At 75.2% G+C, this 21,542-nt stretch carries 19 protein-coding genes, 2 pseudogenes and 1 riboswitch; of the genes and pseudogenes, 10 read left to right on the forward strand and 11 right to left on the reverse strand.

Annotated elements, in window-relative coordinates:
• The first annotated feature begins 68 nt into the window (after nt 1–68).
• A complete protein-coding gene (gene purN / locus SJY06_RS10445) occupies nt 69–740 on the forward strand; it encodes a phosphoribosylglycinamide formyltransferase (RefSeq protein ID WP_380167272.1) in 672 nt (223 codons plus the stop codon).
• Nucleotides 741–750: 10 nt separating this feature from the next.
• Nucleotides 751–2,403 (forward strand): bifunctional phosphoribosylaminoimidazolecarboxamide formyltransferase/IMP cyclohydrolase, encoded by a 1,653-nt coding sequence (purH, locus tag SJY06_RS10450; RefSeq protein WP_380167274.1) that lies wholly within the window; start codon nt 751–753, stop codon nt 2,401–2,403.
• A gap of 245 nt (nt 2,404–2,648) precedes the next feature.
• Here purH and SJY06_RS10455 read toward each other — a convergent pair whose 3' ends face one another.
• Complete coding sequence (locus SJY06_RS10455) at nt 2,649–3,656, reverse strand: malate dehydrogenase (protein ID WP_380167276.1); 1,008 nt, start codon at nt 3,654–3,656, stop codon at nt 2,649–2,651.
• A gap of 150 nt (nt 3,657–3,806) precedes the next feature.
• Here SJY06_RS10455 and SJY06_RS10460 point away from each other — a divergent pair, with 150 nt between their 5' ends.
• From SJY06_RS10460 to SJY06_RS10475, 4 genes are all read left to right on the forward strand, one after another.
• Nucleotides 3,807–5,024, forward strand: a complete 1,218-nt coding sequence (locus SJY06_RS10460; protein ID WP_380167278.1) for an NADP-dependent isocitrate dehydrogenase — start codon at nt 3,807–3,809, stop codon at nt 5,022–5,024.
• Nucleotides 5,025–5,116: 92 nt separating this feature from the next.
• A complete protein-coding gene (locus SJY06_RS10465) occupies nt 5,117–5,650 on the forward strand; it encodes an NUDIX hydrolase family protein (RefSeq protein WP_380167280.1) in 534 nt (177 codons plus the stop codon).
• A 61-nt stretch (nt 5,651–5,711) separates the two neighbouring features.
• Nucleotides 5,712–7,220, forward strand: a complete 1,509-nt coding sequence (locus SJY06_RS10470) for a GntP family permease (protein ID WP_380167282.1) — start codon at nt 5,712–5,714, stop codon at nt 7,218–7,220.
• Between the two features lies 1 nt (nt 7,221).
• A complete protein-coding gene (locus SJY06_RS10475; protein ID WP_380167284.1) occupies nt 7,222–7,818 on the forward strand; it encodes a gluconokinase in 597 nt (198 codons plus the stop codon).
• Here the strand turns inward: SJY06_RS10475 and aqpZ are convergent.
• Nucleotides 7,751–8,464, reverse strand: a complete 714-nt coding sequence (gene aqpZ / locus SJY06_RS10480; protein ID WP_380167286.1) for an aquaporin Z — start codon at nt 8,462–8,464, stop codon at nt 7,751–7,753. The two genes, SJY06_RS10475 and aqpZ, sit on opposite strands and share 68 nt — an antisense overlap.
• 94 nt (nt 8,465–8,558) lie before the next feature.
• Nucleotides 8,559–9,461 (reverse strand): formyltetrahydrofolate deformylase, encoded by a 903-nt coding sequence (gene purU, locus SJY06_RS10485; RefSeq protein ID WP_380167288.1) that lies wholly within the window; start codon nt 9,459–9,461, stop codon nt 8,559–8,561.
• A gap of 56 nt (nt 9,462–9,517) precedes the next feature.
• Nucleotides 9,518–9,600, forward strand: a riboswitch (ZMP/ZTP riboswitch).
• Nucleotides 9,601–9,626: 26 nt separating this feature from the next.
• On the opposite strand from purU, the gene glyA reads away from it, so the two are divergent.
• Both glyA and SJY06_RS10495 read left to right on the forward strand, forming a co-directional pair.
• Nucleotides 9,627–10,946 carry a serine hydroxymethyltransferase gene (gene glyA / locus SJY06_RS10490; RefSeq protein ID WP_380167290.1) on the forward strand — a complete coding sequence of 440 codons (1,320 nt, stop codon included), beginning with the start codon at nt 9,627–9,629 and terminating at the stop codon, nt 10,944–10,946.
• Nucleotides 10,943–11,824, forward strand: a complete 882-nt coding sequence (locus tag SJY06_RS10495) for a bifunctional methylenetetrahydrofolate dehydrogenase/methenyltetrahydrofolate cyclohydrolase (RefSeq protein ID WP_380167292.1) — start codon at nt 10,943–10,945, stop codon at nt 11,822–11,824. The genes glyA and SJY06_RS10495 overlap by 4 nt, the downstream gene beginning before the upstream one ends.
• A 225-nt stretch (nt 11,825–12,049) precedes the next feature.
• On the opposite strand, the gene SJY06_RS10500 is transcribed toward SJY06_RS10495, so the two are convergent.
• Nucleotides 12,050–13,285 carry a M20 family metallopeptidase gene (locus SJY06_RS10500; RefSeq protein ID WP_380167294.1) on the reverse strand — a complete coding sequence of 412 codons (1,236 nt, stop codon included), beginning with the start codon at nt 13,283–13,285 and terminating at the stop codon, nt 12,050–12,052.
• Between the two features lie 24 nt (nt 13,286–13,309).
• On the opposite strand from SJY06_RS10500, the gene SJY06_RS10505 reads away from it, so the two are divergent.
• Together SJY06_RS10505 and SJY06_RS10510 are read left to right on the forward strand one after the other, a co-directional pair.
• On the forward strand, nt 13,310–14,221 hold the full coding sequence (locus tag SJY06_RS10505; RefSeq protein ID WP_380167296.1) for an exodeoxyribonuclease III: 912 nt from the start codon (nt 13,310–13,312) through the stop codon (nt 14,219–14,221).
• Complete coding sequence (locus SJY06_RS10510; RefSeq protein WP_380167298.1) at nt 14,221–15,147, forward strand: SDR family NAD(P)-dependent oxidoreductase; 927 nt, start codon at nt 14,221–14,223, stop codon at nt 15,145–15,147. Before SJY06_RS10505 ends, SJY06_RS10510 begins: the two co-directional genes overlap by 1 nt.
• A 6-nt stretch (nt 15,148–15,153) precedes the next feature.
• On the opposite strand, the gene SJY06_RS10515 is transcribed toward SJY06_RS10510, so the two are convergent.
• The 7 genes and pseudogenes from SJY06_RS10515 to SJY06_RS10545 form a co-directional block, all read right to left on the reverse strand.
• Nucleotides 15,154–15,327, reverse strand: a complete 174-nt coding sequence (locus SJY06_RS10515; RefSeq protein ID WP_380167300.1) for a hypothetical protein — start codon at nt 15,325–15,327, stop codon at nt 15,154–15,156.
• A gap of 48 nt (nt 15,328–15,375) precedes the next feature.
• Entirely contained in the window at nt 15,376–16,359 is a 984-nt protein-coding gene (locus SJY06_RS10520; RefSeq protein ID WP_380167302.1) for a hypothetical protein, read from the reverse strand.
• The gene (locus tag SJY06_RS10525; RefSeq protein WP_380167304.1) at nt 16,356–17,732 is read right to left on the reverse strand and encodes a hypothetical protein; all 1,377 of its coding nucleotides are present in this window, start codon (nt 17,730–17,732) and stop codon (nt 16,356–16,358) included. The genes SJY06_RS10520 and SJY06_RS10525 overlap by 4 nt, the downstream gene beginning before the upstream one ends.
• The gene (locus SJY06_RS10530; protein WP_380169694.1) at nt 17,729–18,571 is read right to left on the reverse strand and encodes an alpha/beta fold hydrolase; all 843 of its coding nucleotides are present in this window, start codon (nt 18,569–18,571) and stop codon (nt 17,729–17,731) included. Before SJY06_RS10530 ends, SJY06_RS10525 begins: the two co-directional genes overlap by 4 nt.
• A 197-nt stretch (nt 18,572–18,768) precedes the next feature.
• Entirely contained in the window at nt 18,769–19,827 is a 1,059-nt protein-coding gene (locus SJY06_RS10535; protein WP_380169695.1) for a Gfo/Idh/MocA family protein, read from the reverse strand.
• A pseudogene (locus tag SJY06_RS10540) lies at nt 19,824–20,471 on the reverse strand (Gfo/Idh/MocA family oxidoreductase); the annotation flags it as partial. The gene SJY06_RS10535 and the pseudogene SJY06_RS10540, both read right to left, overlap by 4 nt.
• A 52-nt stretch (nt 20,472–20,523) precedes the next feature.
• Nucleotides 20,524–21,069 (reverse strand): annotated as a pseudogene (locus tag SJY06_RS10545) (Gfo/Idh/MocA family protein); the annotation flags it as partial.
• Nucleotides 21,070–21,542: the final 473 nt, after the last annotated feature.

The raw sequence follows: 21,542 nt of genomic DNA on the forward strand, positions 1-21,542 counted from the left end.
CGTCGCAGACCCGGGCCGGGGGTCCTGCGGTCGGCCGGGGTGGCCCCGGCCCGTCTACCCTGGCGCGCGTGCCCCGTCTCGTCGTGCTCGCCTCGGGCACCGGAAGCCTGTTCGCCACCCTCGCCGACGCCGTGGCCGACGGCACGCTGCCCGCCGACCTGGTCGGCCTGGTCACCGACCGGCCGTGCGCGGCGCTGGAGCGGGCCGCGGCGGCCGGCGTCCCCGCGCTGAGCGTCGCCCCGCGCGAGCACGCCGACCGGGCGGCGTGGGACGCGGCCCTGGCCGGACGGCTCCTGGCCCTGCGGCCCGACTGGGTGGTCAGCGCCGGGTTCATGCGCATCCTGGGCCCGGCGGTGCTGGCGGCGTTCCCGCAGCGGATCGTCAACACCCACCCGGCCCTGCTGCCGTCGTTCCCCGGCGCCCACGCCGTGCGGGACGCGCTGGCCTACGGCGTGCGGGTCACCGGCTGCACGGTGCACCTGGTCGACGAGGGCACCGACACCGGACCGGTGCTGGCCCAGCGGGCGGTCGACGTCCGGCCCGACGACGACGAGCAGACGCTGCACGAGCGCATCAAGGTCGTCGAGCGGGACCTGCTGGTGCGGGTGTGCGCGGGCCTGCTGGCCGACGGCACCCGGGTCGAGGGCCGGCACGCGTCGTGGTGGCCGGCGGCCGGCGGGCCGGGCGCCGGCGGTGCCCCCGTGGTGCCGGCGGACGGGAACGGGACCGCGCGTCGATAGGCTCGCCGCCGTGAGCCAGCCGACCTCCCCGTCCGAGACCGTCGCCCGCCCCGAGCGGCGCCCCGTCCGTCGCGCCCTCGTCAGCGTCTACGACAAGACCGGCCTGGAGGACCTCGCCGCCCGGCTGCACGCCGCCGGCGTCGAGATCGTCTCCACCGGCTCCACCGCGGCCCGCGTCGCCGCCGCCGGGGTCCCCGTCACGGGGGTCGAGCAGGTGACCGGGTTCCCCGAGTGCCTGGACGGCCGGGTCAAGACCCTGCACCCGGGTGTGCACGCCGGGCTGCTGGCCGACAGCCGCAGGCCCGAGCACGTCGCGCAGGTCGCCGAGCTGGGCATCGACACCTTCGACCTGGTCGTGGTCAACCTCTACCCGTTCGCGGCCACCGTCGCCTCGGGCGCCGCCCCCGACCAGGTCGTCGAGCAGATCGACATCGGCGGTCCCGCGATGGTCCGGTCCTCGGCCAAGAACCACCCGAGCGTCGCCGTGGTCGTCGACCCCGCCCGCTACGACGACGTCGTCGCCGCGGTCACCGGCGGCGGGTTCACCCTGGCCGAGCGCACCCGGCTGGCCGCGGACGCCTTCGCGCACACCGCGGCCTACGACGTGGCCGTGGCCACCTGGTTCGCCGAGCAGGTCGCGGCCGCCGACCAGGTCGCTGCGGACCGGGCCGCCGGGGACGAGGGGCCGGCCGAGCGGGTGGCCCCGGCCTTCACCGGGACCGTCGGGACGCTGGTCGCGGGGCTGCGGTACGGCGAGAACCCCCACCAGCAGGCCGCGGTGTACGCCGTCGACGGCGCCCCGGGCGGGCTGGCCTCGGCGCAGCAGCTGCACGGCAAGGCCATGTCGTACAACAACTTCGTCGACACCGACGCCGCCGTCCGGGCCGCCCACGACCACGAGGCGCCCGCCGTCGCGATCATCAAGCACGCCAACCCGTGCGGCATCGCGGTGGCCTCGGCCGGCGCGGTGGACGACATCGCCGACGCCCACGCCCGGGCCCACGCCTGCGACCCGGTGAGCGCCTTCGGTGGTGTGGTGGCCGCCAACCGGCCCGTCACCCGCGCGATGGCCGAGCAGCTGGCGGAGGTCTTCACCGAGGTCGTCGTCGCGCCGGCCTTCGACGACGACGCCCTGGCGGTGCTGACCGCCAAGAAGAACGTCCGCCTGCTCGTCGTGCCCGCGCCGGGCGGGAGCGGGCAGGAGTGGCGCCGGATCGACGGCGGTCTGCTCGTGCAGCAGGTCGACCGGGTCGACGCCGCCGGCGACGACCCCTCGGGCTGGACCCTGGCCGCCGGCGAGGCCCTGGACGAGGCCGGCCTCGCCGACGCGGTCTTCGCCTGGCGCGCGGTCCGGGCCGTGAAGTCCAACGCGATCCTGCTGGCCCAGGACGGTGCCTCGGTCGGCATCGGGATGGGCCAGGTCAACCGGGTCGACTCCTGCCGGCTCGCGGTCACCCGGGCCGGCGAGGAACGGGCCCGCGGCTCGGTCGCGGCCTCGGACGCGTTCTTCCCGTTCGCCGACGGCGTGCAGGTGATGCTGGACGCCGGGGTCCGCACGATCGTGCAGCCCGGCGGGTCGGTCCGCGACGCCGAGGTGGTCGCCGCGGTCGAGGCCGCCGGCGCCACGATGTACCTCACCGGCGTCCGCCACTTCGCCCACTGAGCGTCCCGGCGGTGACCGCGCGTCTGGAGGTGAGGTCGGCCGGCTGACGGCCCGGGCCGGCGCGTCGGCGTCGTCCGCCGGATCTCACCGGCCCGGGGTCCGGCGGTCGCGGGTTCCGGCCCCGGGCGCGGGTTGCGACGCAACGGCACACGGCGTCGCATCCGTTCCGACGCAACGGCACCCTGCGTCGGATAGGTCGACGCAGGGTGCCGTTGTGTCGTAAGGGGACGGGCGGGCGGGGTGGCTCAGGCGCCGAGCAGGCCCATGCCGGCGACGGCGTCGCGCTCCTCGGCGAGCTCGGCGACGCTGGCGTCGATCCGGCCGCGGCTGAACTCGTCGAGCTCGAGGCCCTGGACGATCGAGTACGACCCGTCGGAGCAGGTCACCGGGAAGGACGAGATCAGGCCGTCCGGCACGCCGTAGGAGCCGTCGCTGGGAACGGCCATCGACGTCCAGTCGTCGGCCGGGGTGCCGTGCACCCAGTCGCGGACGTGGTCGACGGCGGCGCTGGCCGCGCTGGCCGCGGACGACGAGCCGCGGGCCTCGATGATGGCCGCGCCGCGCTTCTGCACGGTCGGGATGAACGTGCCCTCGAGCCACGCCTGGTCGTCGACGACCTCGGCCGCGACCCGGCCGCCCACCTCGGCGCGGAACAGGTCGGGGTACTGCGTGGCGGAGTGGTTGCCCCAGATGGTCATGTGGCGGATGTCGGTGACGGGCGAGCCGGTCCGGGCCGACAGCTGGGCCAGGGCGCGGTTGTGGTCCAGCCGCGTCATGGCGGTGAAGCGCTCGCGCGGCACGTCGGGGGCGTTGTTCATGGCGATCAGGGCGTTGGTGTTGGCCGGGTTGCCCACGACGAGCACCTTGAGGTCGTCGGCGGCGTGGTCGTTCAGGGCCTTGCCCTGGCCGGTGAAGATGGCGCCGTTGGCGCTCAGCAGGTCGCCGCGCTCCATGCCCTTGGTGCGGGGGCGCGAGCCGACGAGCAGGGCCACCTGCGCGCCGTCGAAGGCCACGTTCGGGTCGTCGCTGATCTCGATGCCGGACAGCAGCGGGAACGCGCAGTCGTCCAGCTCCATCGCCACGCCCTGGGCCGCCCCCAGCGCCGGGGTGATCTCGAGCAGGCGGAGCTTGACGGGGGTGTCGGGGCCGAGCATCGCGCCGCTGGCGATGCGGAACAGCAGGCTGTAGCCGATCTGGCCGGCGGCGCCCGTCACGGCGACGGTCACGGGGGAGGTGCTGGCGGGGGTGGTCACGACGATCTCCTCGACGAGTCGGGTGCAGGGCGGCGGTGCGGAAGTCTCCCCTGGACGCTAGCGGCTGCGCCGGGTCCGGGCGGCTCGGGACGGCCCCGGCGTTCGTTAGGCTCATCACGCAGCCCACCCGATGAGGAGTCGAATCCACCCATGGCGAAGATCAAGGTCAACGGGCCCGTCGTCGAGCTCGACGGCGACGAGATGACGCGGATCATCTGGCAGTTCATCAAGGACCGCCTGATCCACCCCTACCTCGACGTCGACCTCAGGTACTTCGACCTGGGCATCGAGAGCCGCGACGCGACCGACGACCAGGTCACGGTCGACGCCGCCCACGCGATCCAGGAGCACGGCGTCGGCGTCAAGTGCGCCACCATCACGCCGGACGAGGCCCGGGTGGAGGAGTTCGGCCTCAAGAAGATGTGGGTCTCGCCCAACGGCACGATCCGCAACATCCTGGGCGGCGTCGTCTTCCGCGAGCCCATCATCATCAGCAACATCCCGCGCCTGGTGCCTGGCTGGACCAAGCCGATCATCATCGGCCGCCACGCCCACGGCGACCAGTACAAGGCGACCAACTTCAAGGTCCCCGGCGCCGGCACGCTGACCATGACCTACACCCCGGCCGACGGCTCCGCGCCGATCGAGCACGAGGTCGTGAACTTCCCCGAGGACGGCGGCGTCGCCATGGGGATGTACAACTTTAACAAGTCGATCGAGGACTTCGCCCGGGCGTCGCTGGCCTACGGCCTCAACCGCGGCTACCCGGTCTACATGTCGACCAAGAACACGATCCTCAAGGCCTACGACGGCGCCTTCAAGGACATCTTCGAGGACGTCTTCACCCGTGAGTTCAAGGCCGACTTCGACGCCGCGGGCCTGACCTACGAGCACCGCCTGATCGACGACATGGTCGCCGCGGCCATGAAGTGGGAGGGCGGCTACGTCTGGGCGTGCAAGAACTACGACGGCGACGTGCAGTCCGACACCGTGGCGCAGGGCTTCGGCTCGCTCGGCCTGATGACCAGCGTCCTGATGACGCCGGACGGCCGGACCATGGAGGCCGAGGCGGCGCACGGCACCGTGACGCGCCACTACCGCCAGCACCAGCAGGGCAAGCCCACCTCGACCAACCCGATCGCGTCGATCTTCGCCTGGACCCGGGGCCTGGCCCACCGCGGCCGCCTGGACTCCACGCCCGAGGTGGTCGGCTTCGCCGAGGCGCTCGAGCAGGTCGTCGTGGAGACGGTCGAGAAGGGCCAGATGACCAAGGACCTCGCCCTGCTCATCAGCAAGGACCAGCCGTACCTGAGCACCGAGGAGTTCCTCGCCGCGCTCGACGAGAACCTCGCCGCCAAGCTCGGCTGAGCCGCACCACCGCCGCACGTCGCCGACGGCCCGCCCCCCTCGCTGGTGGCGGGCCGTCGGCGGGACCAGGACCGGACGATGGAGGCCGCACGATGACGGATTACGTGACCGAGGCCGGCAGCCGCTGGCTCAGCCGCGAGGAGCTGGACTCCGCCCGCGACAAGATGCCCATCCTGTACGTCGACGCCCTGCCCGTCCGGGTGGACGAGACCGGCACGGTGACCGCCTTCGGCCTGCTGCTGCGGGCCACGGGCGCCGGCGAGATCAGCCGGGCGCTGGTGTCGGGACGTGTGCTGCACCACGAGCGGGTCCGCGGGGCGCTGCTGCGGCACCTGGAGAAGGACCTGGGCCCGCTGGCCCTGCCCAAGCTGCCGGCGCACCCGCAGCCGTTCACCGTGGCCGAGTACTTCCCCGTGCCGGGGGTGACGCCGTTCCACGACCCCCGCCAGCACGCCGTGTCGCTGGCCTACGTCGTGCCGGTCGAGGGCGACTGCGCCCCCCAGCAGGACGCGCTGCAGCTGACCTGGGTGAGCCCGGAGGAGGCGGCCGACGCCGGCCTGCAGGCCGAGATGGCCAACGGCCAGGGCACGCTGCTGCGCCAGGCGCTGGCGGTCTGCGGCTTCTAGCCCGGTCCGTCCCGCCCCGGCGGAACTTGCCTCCCCCCGCCCCGCAGACCACGGTGTGGGGATGGATCCGATCGAACCGGTCTTCTCGGCCCCGGTGCTGCTGGGCATCGCCGCGGTCGCCGTGGCGGTGCTGCTCTTCCTGGTCATCCGGGTCAAGCTGCACGCGTTCATCGCCCTGGTGCTGGTGAGCCTGCTCACCGCGCTGGCCACGGGGATCCCGTTGGCCGACGTGCCCATGGCGCTGACCAGCGGGTTCGGGAGCACGCTGGCCTCGGTGGCGCTGCTGGTCGGCTTCGGCGTGATGCTCGGCCGGCTGCTCGAGGTCACCGGTGGGGCGCAGGTGCTGGCCGACACGCTGGTGTCGCGGTTCGGCGAGAAGCGCGCCCCGCTGGCCCTCGGCGTGGCGTCCCTGATCTTCGGGTTCCCGATCTTCTTCGACGCCGGCCTCGTCGTCTTCCTGCCGATCATCCTCACCGTCGCCCGCCGCTTCGGCGGGTCGCTGCTGCTGTACGCGCTGCCCTCGGCCGGCGCCTTCGCGGCCATGCACGCCTTCGTGCCGCCGCACCCGGGCCCGGTGACCGCCGCGACGTTCCTCGAGGCCAACATCGGCCTGACGCTGTTCGTGGGACTGCTGGTGGCCGTGCCGTCGTGGTACGTAGGCGTGTACCTGTTCTCGCGCTGGGCCGGGCACCGCTTCGACATCCCGATCCCGCAGGTCGTGGGTCGCTCCGACGACGCGGGTGAGGGCGGACCGGCCGGGGGCGGCGACGACGACGGCGCAGGTGGTGCCCAGGGGGACCGCGACGGTGCCCGGCCGGAGCGCGGCGGGGTGGCCACGGCCACCCGTCCGGCCGGTGGCGTCAGCAGCACCCGGGACGACCTGCCCTCGTTCGGCACCGTGCTCGGGCTGCTCCTGCTGCCCATGGTGCTGATCGGGCTCAACACCGTCACCGACACCCTCGGCGAGGCCGGGGTCGTCGACCCCGAGACCCCGGTGGCCCAGGCGCTGGTGCTGATCGGCCAGACACCCGTCGCGCTGCTCATCGCCCTGCTGGTCGCCATCGTCGTCCTCGGCCGGCGGCAGGGCCGCAGCTGGGGCGACGTGGAGGGCCTGCTCAACGACTCGCTCGGGCCGATCTGCTCGATCATCCTCATCACCGGCGCGGGCGGCATGTTCGGCGGGGTGCTGCGCACGTCCGGCATCGGGGCGGCCCTGGCCGACTCCCTCAGCGACCTGGGCCTGCCGATCATCGTGGCCGCGTTCCTCATCGCCACCGCGCTGCGCGTGGCCCAGGGGTCGGCCACGGTGGCCCTGACGACGGCCGCCGGCCTGATCGCCCCCGCCGTGCAGGCCACCGACGGCCTGAGCGACCTGCACCTGTCGCTGCTGGTCATGGCCATCGCCGCCGGGGCCACGGTGCTGAGCCACGTCAACGACTCGGGGTTCTGGCTGGTCAGCCGGTTCTTCGGGATGGACGAGAAGACCACCCTCAAGACCTGGACGGTGATGGAGACCACGCTGGGCACGACCGCGTTCCTCATCGCCTTCGCCGTCTGGGTGGTGATCTGACGTGGCGGACGACGCGCTGCACGGCGTGGCGACCGACTCTCCGGTCCACCTGGTGGTCATGGGGGTCTCGGGCACGGGCAAGACCACGATCGCGCTTCAGTTGGAGGGGCTGCTGGGCTGGGAGTTCCTCGAGGGCGACTCGCTGCACCCGCGGCGCAACGTCGAGAAGATGGCCGCCGGCCACCCGCTCACCGACCAGGACCGCGCCCCCTGGCTGCAGGCCCTGGCCGACTGGACCGGGGTGCAGCACGCCGAGGGCCTGTCGACGGTGATGACCTGCTCGTCGCTGCGGCGCAGCTACCGCAACATGCTCACCGCCGACGCCCCGGGGACGTTCTTCGTGCACCTGGTGGGGGACCCGGACCTGATCCTGGCCCGGATGCAGAGCCGGGAGCACTTCATGCCGCCGTCGATGCTCGAGTCCCAGCTGAAGACGCTGGAACCGTTGCAGCACGACGAGTCGGGGGCCGAGTTCGACGTGGCCGACCCGCCGGACGCCATCGCCCGGCGGGTGGTCGAGCACCTGGGTCTCAGCCCTGCTGGGCCTCCCGCAGCGGAGCCGGCTCCGCCACGCGACCCAGCAGGAACCCGTAGCTGAGCCCCGCGATCGCCGCGCCCAGCAGCGGGGCCAGCACGAACAGCCACAGCTGCTCCAGCGCCACCCCGCCGGCGAACACGGCCTGGCTGAACGAGCGGGCCGGGTTGACCGAGGTGTTGGTCACCGAGATGGAGATCAGGTGCACCAGGGTCAGGGCCAGGCCGATCGCGATCGGGGCGAAGCCCTTGGGGGCGCGGGTGTCCGTGGCGCCGAGGATGACGAACAGGAACACCGCCGTGAGCACGACCTCGACGACCAGGGCCGCCAGCAGGCCGTAGCCGCCGGGTGAGGCCTCGCCCCAGCCGTTGGTCGCGAAGCCGGTCGAACGGTCGAAGCCGTCCTGGCCGGACACCACCGCGAAGATGACGGCGGCGGCGAGCGTGGCCCCGACGAGCTGGGCCCCGACGTAGGCCGGGACGTCCTTCCAGGCGAACCGCCCCGCCAGGGTGACCCCGACCGTCACCGCCGGGTTGAAGTGCCCGCCGGACACGTGGCCGACCGCGTACGCGGCGGTCAGGACCGCCAGGCCGAACGCGAACGCCACCCCCAGGAAGCCGACGTCGGCGCCGGCGATGATCGCGGTGCCGCAGCCGCCGAGGACCAGCCAGAAGGTCCCGAGGGCCTCCGCTCCGAGTCTGTTCGTCATGGCCAGACCGTCGTGGTGACGAGGGCCCGCCCGCCTCACCCCGTGGGGGTGAACCGGGACCCGCCCGCGCGCGGTGCTGGTCGGGAGGCGCTGGTCAGCGGAAGACGACGGTCCGGTTGCGGTCCACCAGCACCCGGCGCTCGGCGTGCCAGCGCACGGCCCGGGCCAGGGCCCGGCACTCGACGTCCTGGCCCAGCCCGACCAGGTCGTCCACGGCGTGGGAGTGGTCGACCCGCTCGACGTCCTGCTCGATGATCGGGCCCTCGTCCAGGTCGGCGGTCACGTAGTGCGCCGTCGCGCCGATCAGCTTGACGCCGCGCGTGTGGGCCTGGTGGTAGGGGCGCGCACCCGCGAAGCTGGGCAGGAACGAGTGGTGGATGTTGATGGCCCGGCCCGCCAGCGCCGCGCACACCCGCGGGCTCAGCACCTGCATGTAGCGGGCCAGCACGACCAGCTCGACCCGCAGGTCGGACACCAGACCCAGCAGGGTGTCCTCGGCCGCCGCCTTGGACCCGGCGTCGCCCGCGGTGACCGGGACGTGGTGGAAGGGCACCTCGTAGAAGTCGGCCAGGCCCTCCAGGTCCCGGTGGTTGCTGACCACGGCGACCGGGTCGACCGGCAGCCGACCGGCGCGCTGGCGGAACAGCAGGTCGTTGAGGCAGTGCCCGGCGCGACTGACCATGATCAGGGTGCGGGTGGGGTCCGTGACGGCGTGCAGCTGCCAGTCGAAGTCGAACTCCGCGGCCACCCCCCGCAGGGCCGCGTCGAGGCGCTCGGGCGCGGCCGGGCAGGTGAACTGCACGCGCAGGAAGAACAGCCGCGTGTCCGGGTCGCCGAACTGCTGCGACTCCGTGACGTTGGCCTGGTGGCGCAGCAGCGCGCCGGTCACCGCGTGGACGATGCCGGGGCGGTCCGGGCACGACAGCGTCAGCACGTAGTGCGGGGCGTCCGGGGTCGGGGAGGCCGGGGCGGCGTCGGGGCCGGGCGGGAGGGTCACGGGGTCGCAGCGTACGCGGACGTCCCGGCCGCCACCGGGCCGTCCGGTTGCTAGTCTCGTCCCACCGTGACTGGCGTTCAGGGGGTCACCCCCGGGGAGCGGTAGGCAGCCTGCTGGGTCGTTCGCCTGGGCCCAGGGACCGACCTGACGCATGTGGAGACCCCCATGACCGACACCGCTGTTCCCTCCCTGACGAGCGCCCACCTGACCGACGCCCCGCTGTCGGAGGTGGACCCCGAGATCGCGGCCGTCCTCGACGGCGAGGCGGACCGCCAGCGCGGCACGCTGGAGATGATCGCCAGCGAGAACTTCGCGCCCCGCGCGGTCCTGGAGGCCCAGGGCAGCGTGCTGACCAACAAGTACGCCGAGGGCTACCCCGGCAAGCGGTACTACGGCGGCTGCGAGCAGGTCGACATCGCCGAGGAGCTGGCCCGCGAGCGGGCCAAGCAGCTGTTCGGTGCCGAGCACGCCAACGTCCAGCCGCACTCCGGCGCCAGCGCCAACGCCGCCGTGCTGCAGAAGCTGCTCACCCCCGGCGACACGATCCTGGGCCTCGACCTGGCCCACGGCGGCCACCTGACCCACGGCATGCGGCTCAACTTCTCGGGCATGCTCTACGACGCGGCCAGCTACGGCGTGTCCGAGACCGACCACCGCATCGACATGGACCAGGTCCGTGCGGTCGCCCTCGAGCGCCGACCGAAGATGATCATCGCGGGCTGGTCGGCCTACCCCCGCCACCTGGACTTCGCCGCGTTCCGGGCCATCGCCGACGAGGTCGGCGCGTACCTGCTGGTCGACATGGCCCACTTCGCCGGCCTGGTCGCCGCGGGCGTGCACCCCTCGCCGGTGCCGTACGCCGACGTCGTCACCACGACGACGCACAAGACCCTGACCGGCCCGCGCGCCGGCATCATCCTGTGCAAGCAGGAGCTGGCCAAGAAGATCGACTCCGGGGTGTTCCCCGGCCAGCAGGGCGGCCCGCTGATGCACGTCATCGCGGCCAAGGCCGTGGCGTTCCGGCTGGCCATGACCCCGGAGTTCCGCGAGAAGCAGGAGCGGACCCTGCGCGGCGCGTCGATCCTGGCCGACCGGCTGCTGGCCGACGACGCCAAGGCCACCGGGGTGGACGTCGTCACCGGCGGCACGGACGTCCACCTGGTGCTCGCGGACCTGCGCAGCTCCGAGCTGGACGGCCGCCAGGCCGAGGACCGGCTGCACGACGCCGGGATCACGGCCAACCGCAACGCCGTGCCGTTCGACCCGCGCCCGCCCATGGTCACCTCCGGCGTGCGGCTCGGGACCCCCGCCCTGGCGACCCGCGGCTTCGACGACGCCGAGTTCACCGAGGTCGCCGACATCGTCGCGGGCGCGTTCGACCCCGCCTCCGACGTGGCCGCGCTGCGCGAGCGGGTGGACGTGCTCACCGAGCGCTTCCCGCTGTACTCCTCCGTCGGCAGCTTCTCCGCCGGCTCCCTCGCGTGACCGCGCAGGTCCTGGACGGCAAGGCCACCGCGGCGACCATCCGCGTCGAGCTCACCGAGCGCGTCACGGCGCTGCGCGAGCGCGGGGTCGTGCCCGGGCTGGGCACGCTGCTGGTGGGGGAGGACCCGGGCTCGGCGTCGTACGTGGCGGGCAAGCACCGCGACTGCGCCGAGGTCGGGATCACGTCCATCCGCGAGGACCTGCCCGCCGACGCGTCGCAGGCCGACGTGCTGGCCGCGGTGGCCCGGCTCAACGCCGACCCTGCGTGCACGGGCTACATCGTCCAGCTGCCCCTGCCCGCAGGCATCGACCAGCAGGTCGTGCTGGAGGCCGTCGACCCCGACCGCGACGCCGACGGGCTGCACCCGACCAACCTGGGCCGGCTGGTGCTGCAGGTGTCCGGCGACATCACCTCGCCGCTGCCGTGCACCCCGCGCGGCATCGTCGAGCTGCTCGGTCGCTACGGCGTGCCGCTGTCCGGGGCGGAGGTCTGCGTGGTCGGGCGCGGGGTGACCGTCGGCCGTCCGATCGGGCTGCTGCTGACCCGCCGCGGCGTCGACGCGACGGTGACGCTGACCCACACCCGGACCCGCGACCTGGCCGCCGCGGTCCGTCGCGCCGACGTGGTGGTCGCGGCCGCCGGCGCCGCGGGCACCATCAAGGCGGAGTGGGTCAAGCCGGGCGCCGCCGTGCTCGACGTGGGCGTCACCCGGGTCGTCGACCCGGAGACCGGCAAGGCCCGGCTGGTGGGCGACGTGGACCCGGGCGTCCGCGAGGTCGCCGGCTGGCTCGCGCCGATGCCGGGCGGGGTCGGGCCGATGACCCGGGCCATGCTGCTGGCCAACGTCGTCGACATGGCCGAGCGCGCCGCCGGCTGACCGGCCGGGTCTGGCGAGGCGCGTTCCGGGCCGGGCTGGACGCGTCCGGCGAGGCCGTTCCGGGCCTCGCCGTGCACCGACCAGCGACACAGGACGGGGGTTCGGCGGTCGATCGCCGCCGTGAGCCCCTCGTGCGTCGCTGGTCGGTACGGCGGAGGGCGGGCAGGGGCGCGCCGGGCAGGGCGCGCCGGGCAGGGGCGCGCCGTCCGGGCCCGACCCCGGGCCTCAGCGGGCGAGCTGGTCCAGCCGGCGCTCGGCGAGGTGGGCGAGCAGGGCCGCGCCGTCCGGCAGCACCGAGTCGTCGAAGCCGGCCAGCGCGGAGTGGTTGTCCGGGGCGGTCTGCCAGTCCCGGCCCTCGAGCGCCGCGCCCAGGAACACCATGACGCCCGGCACCTCGGCCAGCACCCGGCTGAAGTCCTCGGCGCCTGCGATCGGGTCCGGCATCGGCGAGAACCGGTCCGGGCCGAACAGCTCGCCCAGGGTGGCGGCGACGAAGTCGTACTCGGCCGCGTCGTTGACCGTCACGGGGTACTCGGGCTCGAAGCGGACCTCGGCGGTCAGGCCGTGGGCGGCGGCGACGCCCTCGCAGTAGCGGACCAGCGCGTCGCGGAGCCGCTCGCGCACGGCCGGGTCGACGGTGCGGATGGTCGCCTCGGCGTAGGCGGTGGACGGGATGACGTTGCGGCGGGTGCCGGCCTTGAGGTGGCCGAAGGTGACCAGCCCGGTCTGGAACGGCCCGACCACCCGGGTGGCCACGGCCTGGGCCCCGAGGACGATCTCGCCGAGCGCGGGCACCGGGTCGGCCGCGTTGTGGGGGGCCGAGCCGTGCCCGCCACGACCGTGCAGGGTGACGAACAACCCGTCGCTGGCCGACAGCATCGGCCCGGGGCGCGACACGACGTGCCCGCGCGGGGCGAGGGACGACATGACGTGCAGCGCGTAGGCCGCGTCGGCCCGGCGTCCGGCGGCGTCCAGCACGCCTTCGGCGATCATGTGCCCGGCGCCGTCGAAGCCCTCCTCACCCGGCTGGAACATGAGCACGACGTCGCCGGGCAGAGAGTCCCGCTGCGCCGACAGCAGGTGAGCGGCGCCCACCAGCGACGTGACGTGCAGGTCGTGGCCGCAGGCGTGCATCACGCCGTCGACCTCGCTGCGGTAGCCGACGTCGAGCTCCTCGGTGACGGGCAGGGCGTCCATGTCGGCCCGCAGCAGCACCACCGGGCGCTGGCCGGGGTGGGCGCCGGGGCCGCTGCGACCCGCGGTGCCGCCGCCGCGCAGCACGGCCGTCACGCTGGACAGCGCGTCGCCGGTCGTGATCTCCAGGTCGAGACCGGCCAGGGCCTCCAGGACCGTCTGCTGCGTGCGGGGCAGGTGGAGCCCGATCTCGGGGTGACGGTGCAGCGCGTGGCGCAGGCGCACCAGGTCGTCGGTCAGGGCGAGGGCGTCGTCGGCGACGGTCATACCGCCAGCCTAGGGTGGTGACCCGTGCTGGTCGTCGCGAGCGTCAACGTCAACGGGGTCCGTGCGGCCCACCGCCGGGGCATGCCGGCCTGGCTGGAGCAGCGGCGCCCCGACGTCCTGCTGCTGCAGGAGGTGCGGGCCGACGCCGACACCGTGGCGGAGCACCTGGGGGAGGACTGGCACGTGGCGGAGGCGGTCTGCGCCACCAAGGGGCGCTCCGGGGTGGCCGTGGCGTCCCGCACCCCGCTGCGTGACGTGGTCCTCACCCTGCCCGGCTTCGAGACCGACGGCCGGTGGGTCGAGGCGACGGTGGGCGAGGGTGCCGACGCCGTCCGCATGGTGAGCGCGTACGTCCACTCCGGCGAGGCGGGTACCGACAAGCAGGTGGCCAAGGTCCGGTTCCTGGCCGCGGCGAGCCTGCGGATGGGCGAGCTGCGCGCCGCCGAGGCGGCCGGTGGGCCGCCCGTGCTGCTGGCCGGGGACCTGAACATCGGCCACACCGAGCGCGACATCAAGAACTGGAAGGGCAACCGGAAGAAGGCCGGGTTCCTGCCGGAGGAACGGGCCGTGCTCGACAGCTGGTTCGCCGCCGGCTGGGTGGACGTCTGCCGCCGGCTGGCCGGGGACGTCGAGGGGCCGTACTCCTGGTGGTCGTGGCGCGGGCAGGCGTTCGACACCGACACCGGCTGGCGGATTGACCTGCACGTGGTCACCGAGGCGCTCGCCGCCCGGGCCGGGTGGTCGGTGGTCGACCGGGCGGCGACCTACGACGCCCGCTTCAGCGACCACGCCCCGGTCGTGGTCGCCTACGCCGGCGTCGGGGAGGCCCTTCCCGTCGCCGAACCGCGCCCGGTGGCCGAGCCGCTCCCCGAGGCAGGCGCACCCGAGGCAGGCGCACCCGTCGCAGGTGCACCCGTCGCCGACGGGCCCGCCTGATGGGCTGGACCCTGGCGGACGCGCCGACCCAGCACGGCCGGGTGGCCGTCGTCACCGGCGCCAGCTCCGGGCTGGGGCTGGAGGCCGCCGCCCAGCTGGCCACGGCCGGGGCGCACGTGGTCCTCGCCTGCCGCGACGCGGGCCGGGGCACCCGGGCGCTGGAGCAGGTCCGCGAGCGCGTCCCCGGCGCCTCGGCCGAGGTGTCCCTGCTGGACGTGGCCTCGCTCGACTCCGTGCGGGCCTTCGCCGAGCGGACGCGGGACGAGCACCCCCGCCTGGACCTGGTGCTGGCCAACGCCGGGATCATGGCCGTACCCCGGGCGCTCACGGTCGACGGCACCGAGCTGCAGCTGGCCACCAACCACCTCGGGCACTTCGCCCTGCTGGCCCGGCTGTGGCCGGCGCTGCGGGACACCGCGGGGGCCCGGGTGCTGTCGGTGACCAGCGTGGTCCGCCACACCGGTGCCGTGCCGGGCCCGGCGGACCTCGACCCGCCCCGCTACGACCCGTGGCTGGCCTACTCCCGGTCCAAGACGGCGTGCGCCGTGACCGGCGTGGAGCTGGACCGGCGGATCCGGCACGCCGGCGGCGGGGGGCCGGGCACGGTGGCCAGCGTCCTCGCCCACCCCGGCTTCACCCACACCGACCTGCAGCACCGCAGCGCCCGGGAGCAGGGCGGCCTGGCGGCGCGGTTCTTCTCGGCCACGGTGCGCTCGCAGGGGATGCCCGTGCACCACGGCGTGCTGCCGCTGCTGCGGGCCGTCCTGGACCCGACCGTGACGTCGGGGCAGATGGTCGCGCCGCGGCTCGGCACCCACGGTGCGCCCGTCGTGCGCCGGCTCGAGCGACGGCTGCGCGATCCCCGCGCGGGTCGGCGGCTGTGGGAGCTAAGCGAGCAGGCCACCGGGGTGACCTGGGACGTCTGAGGCCGGTCAGAGCCCGCCGCCCTCGGCGCCCATCAGGGTGATGAGCGGGCCTTGGCCCTTGTCGCGGCCGCAACGGCGGCAGCGGTAGACCCACGCGTCCTGCAGCCGGACCCGGCGGTCGAGGTGCAGGTGCAGCCGGCACAGCAGCGGGCGACGGACCAGCGACGGGTGACGGACCATGACGACCTCCGGGGACCTGGCCGTCGTCCCTGACGACCGTCTCCGACGCTACGGCAGCAGCGGGGCGATCCACCAGCGCACGGCGTGCTCCTCACCCGGGGCGAGCAGCACCAGGTCGGTGCCGGAGCGGAACGCGTCACCGGGGCAGGACATGGGCTCGACGGCCACGCCGGCCCGGAACCGGTCGCCCGGGACGGTGTCGGAGGTGAACACCTGCCACCACCGGGCCCAGGAGGCGTCGGCCCCGATGGCCGTGCCGTGACCCTGCCCGTCGCGCAGCTCGGCCACCACCTCGCCCGCCGGGTCGGCCTGCACGCCGGTGAGCAGGTGGTCCAGCTCCAGACCGGCCAGGGGGCGCGGCTCGCGCAGGTCCAGCAGCGTCCCGTCGACGGGGTCCAGCTCGCCGGTGGGCAGGCTGGCCCCGTCGAGTTCGGCGACCTCGGCCGCGTCCAGGCGCAGCGTCCACGCGTCGACCGGGCCGTCTCCGGCCACCAGGTACGGGTGGGTGCCCACGCCGTAGGGCGCGGTCCGGTCCCCGACGTTGCGGACGTGGACGTCCACCACCAGGCGGCCGGGCTCCAGCGAGTGGTCGACGGTGATCACCAGCCCCGAGGGGTAGCGGTCGTCGGCGGGCAGCACGGACCGCAGCCGCACCCGGTCCGGGGACCGCTCGACCACCTCGGCCACCACGGCGTCGAGCAGGCCGTGCAGGGCGTTGTCGTGGTCCGGGTCGTCGGTGGGCGTCCGGTACGTCACGCCGGCCACGTCGTACTCACCGCCGCCGAGCCGGTTGGGCCAGGGGACCAGCAGCGAGCCCGCGAACGCCGGCCGGGCCGCTCCGTCCGGGTAGCCGAGCACCAGGTCGCGGCCCTCGACGTCCAGGTGGGCCAGGGCCGAGCCGAGCGGGTCGACGCGCGCCGTCAGGCCGTGCGCCTGCAGCAGGACGTGCGAGGGGCGCGCCTCGGTGGGGGTCCCGTCGGCGGGAGTCGCGTCGGCGGACGTCGCGTCGCCGGGAGTCGCGTCGGCGGTCACGTCGCGTCCCCGGACAGCACCCAGGTGGCGCCCTCGGGGGCGTCGCGCACCTCGACCCCCAGCGCGGCCAGGGCGTCGCGGACCCGGTCGCTGGTGGCGAAGTCCTTGGCCGCGCGCGCCTGCGCCCGCAGCTCCAGCAGCAGGTCGACGTAGCCGCCGACGACGTCGCGCGGGTCGGCGGCCCCCGTCACGGCCAGCTCGCCGAGACGGACCACCATGGCCCGCAGCACCCGGCGGGCGTGGTCGCGGTCGTCGCTCTGCAACGTGTCGCCGGACCAGTCCTGCAGGGCCTGCTCGGCGGCCAGGGTGGCCCCGACGGCCGCCTCGACGTCGGAGTCCTGCATGGCGACGTCGAACCGCTCGCGCTCGGCCTCCACGGCCTTCCGCAGCGACGTCGGGGCGGCCGCGGCGGCGGGTGCGGAGTCGGTGGCGTCGTCGGCCACCACGCCCGCGCCGCCGGCCCGGCCACGAGACCCGTCAGCAGCCCCGTCACCCGGCCCCCGGCCGTCGGCCGCCGCGGACCCGGGGGAGCCGACGCCGGCCGGGGGAGCGGCCCCGGGCTCGGCGTCCCCGCGCCCGGCGACCACCTCGGCCAGCCAGCCCAGCTCGACGGTCCGACCGCCCTCGAGCTCCACGGAGCGGTCCCGGTACCGCAGGGTGACCACACCGTTGCCGGCGACCGTCGCGGTGCCGGCCGCCGTGTCCACGAGCAGGGCCGTGTGCTCGTCCACGCCGAGCACGCCGACGTCGTCGGGCAGCAGTCGCTCCATCGCGGCCAGCCGGGTCTGGCCGAGGTAGCAGGCGGTGGTGTCGTAGCTGCCGCCCTCGGCGTTGTCGAAGTGGGGCACCAGCGCCGCCCGGATGCCCGTGAGCGCCCCGAGCACGTCGAGCCCGTCGGCCCAGTGCAGGTCGGCGCCGGCCTTGTAGATCTCGTAGACCGGCACCGCGTGGGAGCCGATGGTGCAGGCGGCGGCCGAGCCCACCACCAGCGTGCCGCCCCGGGCGGTGACGTCGGTCATGGCGGCGGCGACACCGGTGCCGTGCCAGTGCCGCAGCGCGTAGGTGGGGCTGCCGGGACCGGCGAACAGCCAGCGAGCCCGGCTCAGCTCGGCCAGGGTGCGCTCGGCCTGCGCGGTGGGCAGGTCGGAGCGGCGCCAGGACGCCACCTGCACCCGGTGGCCCACGCTCTCCTCGAAGTAGCGGACGGTCTTGCCGACGAGCTCCTCGGCGTTGTCCTGGAACCCGAACGTGGTGTCCAGCACCAGCGCCGAGCCGCGGGCGTCGCCGGCGAAGGTGTCCGCCAGCACCGCGCGGTGGGTGCGCACCATGGTGGGGGCGGTCTCGCCGGACCCCATGACGATGAGTCGGCTCATCGGTCCTCGCTCTCGTCGTCGGTGGTGCCGTCGGTGGTGTCGTCGGTGTGCCGCTGCGGGGCGTGGACCGGCCGGGCCCGGGCCCGGTCGAGCAGGTCGAGCAGGTCCGCGGCCAGCCGCGCCGGGTGCTGCAGGTGCAGGTCGTGGTGGGCGTCGTCGTAGCGCCGCAGCACGGCGTCGGGCAGCGCCGCGACGGCCTCGTCCACCAGGGCCGACGCGGGTCCGCCGCCCGCGGGGGCCAGCAGGACGGGCACCCGCACCCGGGGGTAGGACGGTCGCGGGTCGTCGTCGTACATCGAGCGGAGGATGTGCTCGTGCGCCTGGGGGGCCAGGACGTTGCGGACGGAGCCGTCGGGGCGGGTCGTCAGGTTGGCCAGCACGGCGGGCACGGCGTGCGGGCCCCACCCGTCCAGCACGGGCCGCAGCCTCGCGGTGAGCTCGTCCCAGGTCGTGCCGTCCCACGTGGGCGGGGCCAGCCGCGCCCACAGCCGCTCGAACGGCTCGTCTCGGTCGAAGCGCAGCCAGCCGCCGTCGACCAGGGCCAGCGCGTCGACCCGGGCCCCGCTGGCTGCGGCGGTGAGGACGACGTTGCCCCCCCAGGACTGGCCGGCCAGCACCACGGGCCCGGGCAGGGTGCCGTCGGCCCGCAGGACGTCGACCAGGGCGGACACGTCGGCCGCCGCCGTCGGGGTGCCGTGCGGCCCCGCCCGGCCCGCCTGGCTCACGGCGGTGCGACCGTGCCCGCGCAGGTCGACCGCCACGCAGGTGACGCCGGCCCGGGCCAACGCCTCGGCGCAGGCGTCCCACATCCGGGCGTTGGAGGCCAGGCCGTGGACCAGGACCGCGCTGCCGGCGGCGCCCGCGTCAGGTCCGCCCGCGTCAGGTCCGCCCGCGTCAGGTTCGCCCGCGTCAGGTCGACCCCCGCCCGGCCGGTGGACGCGGACGGCCAGCGTCGTGCCCGCCACGTCGCCCGTCACCCCCTGCTCGTCCGACCCGCGCCGGGCCGGCAGGGGGACGAGCCGCTCCTGCGGGTGGCTCACCCGCGCGCCGGGGCGCCGAGCACGAGCTCGCGGAACCGGTCGGTCACGGCGGCGACGTCGAGGCTGTCCTGGGCGGTCGGCAGCCAGACGTCCTCCCCTCGGACCGCGGCCGCGACGCCCTCGACCATCAGCCGGTAGGGGTCGACGGCCGCGAAGTCCTCGTGGCGCCCGGGTCCCCGTGCCGGGTGCAGGTAGAGCGTGCACGGTGCGTCCTTGGCCGTGAACGACTCGCCGCCGAGCACCAGCGTGGCGTCCTCGCCGTACACCGCGACCAGCTGCTCCGGCCGGGTCCCGATGCCGCAGCGGACCTCCACCACCGGGCCGTCGCCCGCACCGGGGGCCTCCGGCGACCCGGGCCCGTCCAGCGGCGGCGGTTCGGCGGCGGCGGCGCGGCCGTCGCGGGGCAGGGCCAGCCGGGCGGAGGCCCGCACGTCCACCCCGTCGCGGACCTCGCCCTCGGCCGACAGCACGTCCGGCGCCCCGGCCAGCAGGGCCCACCGCGCGGCGTCCACCGCGTAGCAGCCGACGTCGTAGATGCCGCCGCCCCCGCGGGCGGGGTCGACGCGGTAGTTGCCGCTCAGGTCGGCGTCGAAGCTGAACTCGGTCTCGACCCGGTCGACCCGGCCCAGCGCCCCGGCACGCACCAGCTCCACCGCGCGGACGGTGCGCGGGTGCCAGCGGTACCACCAGGCCTCCACCAGGAGCCGGTCCGCCGCGGCCGCCGCGTCGGTCATCCGGCGCACCTGGGCGACGTCGAGACCGAGCGGCTTCTCGCAGAGCACGTGCTTGCCCGCCTCGAGCGCGGCCACCGTCCAGCGCTCGTGCAGGTCGTTGCTCAGCGCCACGTACACGACGTCGACGGCGTCGTCGGCCAGCACCGCCGCGTAGTCGTCGTAGGCGCGGCCCACGGGCTCGAGGGCGGCCGCCCGCTGCGCCGAGCGGGCGGCGACGGCCTGCAGGTGCGCGCCGTGCGCCGCGTGGACCGCCGGGGCCAGGGCGCCGGTGGCGATGCCGCCCGCACCGAGGAAGCCGAAGCCCGTGCTGCGCGGGCTCACCGCGGCACCACCGGTCGGCCGCCGTCCAGCGCCGAGGCCGTGGCGGCCTCCATCACCGACAGCACGCGTCGGCTGGTGGCGCCGGTCACCGACATGGGCAGGCCGAGCAGCAGGTGGTCGGCGAGCTCGCGGTGGAACGGGTGCGGGGCGGAGGCGGGCGTGGCCAGCCGGGTCACCGACCCGTCGCCGTCGTGCAGCTCGAGCACGGGCGGGGAGTCGGCCGGGGCGAGGACGTCCTCGGCCAGGGTGCCGACCGCGTTGCGGGCGATCACCCGCTCGGTGCGCCAGGACCCGACGAGCGCGGCCTCGGTGCCCAGCACGTACCAACGGGGCTTGAGCGCCGCGGCCAGGTCGGAGTGGACGAACTCGGCCTCGGTGCCGTCGTCGAAGCGGACCAGGACCCGGGAGTGGTCGGCGTTGGTGACGTCGAACCAGCGCCGCTTGTGCGTCGTCGCGCTGACGTGCTGCACGGGGGCGGGGACGAGGTCGAGGACCTGGTCCAGGACGTGCGCGCCCCAGTCGTAGAACGCCCCGCCCGAGGCCCCGGCGTCGGAGTGCCACAGGTTGCAGGGGTGGCCGTAGCCGCCCACGAACGTCTCCAGGTGGAACACCTCGCCCAGCCGCCCGGCCAGCACGGCCCGGCGGACCGCCTGGTGGTCGGGGTCCCAGCGGCGGTTTCTGGTAGACCACGGCCACCAGGCCGGCGGCGTCCGCCTCGGCCAGCACGGCGTCGGCCTCGTCGGTGCGGATGGCGAAGGGCTTCTCGACGACCACGTGCTTGCCGGCCCGCAGCGCTCGCAGCGCCCACGTGGCGTGGGTGTCGGGCGGCGTGGACACCACGACCAGGTCGACGTCGGGGTCCTCTATGAGCGCATCGGGGTCGGTGGTGCCGCGCACCCCGGGGAAGGCCTCCTGCGCGGCGTCCACCCGGGCCTGGCTGCGGTCGCACACCAGGTCCAGCGACAGCCCGCTCACGGCGCGGAACGCGGCCGCGTGCTCGTGGCCGATGGCGCCGTAGCCCAGCAGCCCGGCGCGGACCACCGGGCGGACCACGGCCGTGCGGGGCAGGTCCGCCAGGACCAGCGCCAGCAGCCGGCGTGTGGTGGGCGCCGCCACCGAGGCCGGGGTCGTGCCGAGGGTCCAGGCCAGCACGTCGCCGCGACGCGCCAGGACCGGGTGCACCTGCAGCCCGAGCGAGGCCGTGAGCAGCACCCTCACGTCGTCGGCGACCTTGTCCACCATCAGCACCCGGTCGGCGACGTGCACGTGCTCGCCCAGGTGGGCGCCGTGGCCGTGGCTGTGGTCGCTGAGCCGGTCGGCCAGCGGGCCCGCGTCGCGGCCCGCGCGCACCCGGACGTCGTGCGGCGGGCTGGCCGAGGCCGTCAGCAGGCCGGTGGGCTCGGCCCAGACGCCGTCGGTGTCCGCGTGCAGGGTGGGGCCCAGCAGCAGCAGCGGGACGCCGAGCCCCTGCAGCTGCGCGACCAGCGCCGGGCCGCTGCGGCGGTCGGTGACCACGAGCACGGCGTCGGGCCCCTGGCCGTCCGGTGCCGCGGTGTCGGTCCCGTCGCCGTCGGCCCCTGCCGGGCCCACGTCGCCGAGGTCACCGCCCAGGTCGGCGCGCAGGCTGCGGACGGCCGCGGCCAGCCGGTCGTCGTCGAGGTCGATGTACCAGCGCAGCCGAGGCCGACCGGATCCGGTGGTGCTCACGGGGTCAA

The sequence above is a fragment of the Jannaschia sp. R86511 genome, assembly GCF_042466345.1.
GTDB lineage: Bacteria > Actinomycetota > Actinomycetes > Actinomycetales > JBBAYJ01 > Aquipuribacter.

What these genes read in the sequence shown, in the direction of transcription:
- SJY06_RS10465 (WP_380167280.1), top strand. Translation starts at nt 5,117, where the DNA reads ATGACGGATTACGTGACCGAGGCCGGCAGCCGCTGGCTCAGCCGCGAG.
- SJY06_RS10515 (WP_380167300.1), bottom strand. Translation starts at nt 15,327, where the DNA reads ATGGTCCGTCACCCGTCGCTGGTCCGTCGCCCGCTGCTGTGCCGGCTG.
- aqpZ (WP_380167286.1), bottom strand. Translation starts at nt 8,464, where the DNA reads ATGACGAACAGACTCGGAGCGGAGGCCCTCGGGACCTTCTGGCTGGTC.
- SJY06_RS10460 (WP_380167278.1), top strand. Translation starts at nt 3,807, where the DNA reads ATGGCGAAGATCAAGGTCAACGGGCCCGTCGTCGAGCTCGACGGCGAC.
- SJY06_RS10525 (WP_380167304.1), bottom strand. Translation starts at nt 17,732, where the DNA reads ATGAGCCGACTCATCGTCATGGGGTCCGGCGAGACCGCCCCCACCATG.
- SJY06_RS10510 (WP_380167298.1), top strand. Translation starts at nt 14,221, where the DNA reads ATGGGCTGGACCCTGGCGGACGCGCCGACCCAGCACGGCCGGGTGGCC.
- glyA (WP_380167290.1), top strand. Translation starts at nt 9,627, where the DNA reads ATGACCGACACCGCTGTTCCCTCCCTGACGAGCGCCCACCTGACCGAC.
- SJY06_RS10470 (WP_380167282.1), top strand. Translation starts at nt 5,712, where the DNA reads ATGGATCCGATCGAACCGGTCTTCTCGGCCCCGGTGCTGCTGGGCATC.
- SJY06_RS10500 (WP_380167294.1), bottom strand. Translation starts at nt 13,285, where the DNA reads ATGACCGTCGCCGACGACGCCCTCGCCCTGACCGACGACCTGGTGCGC.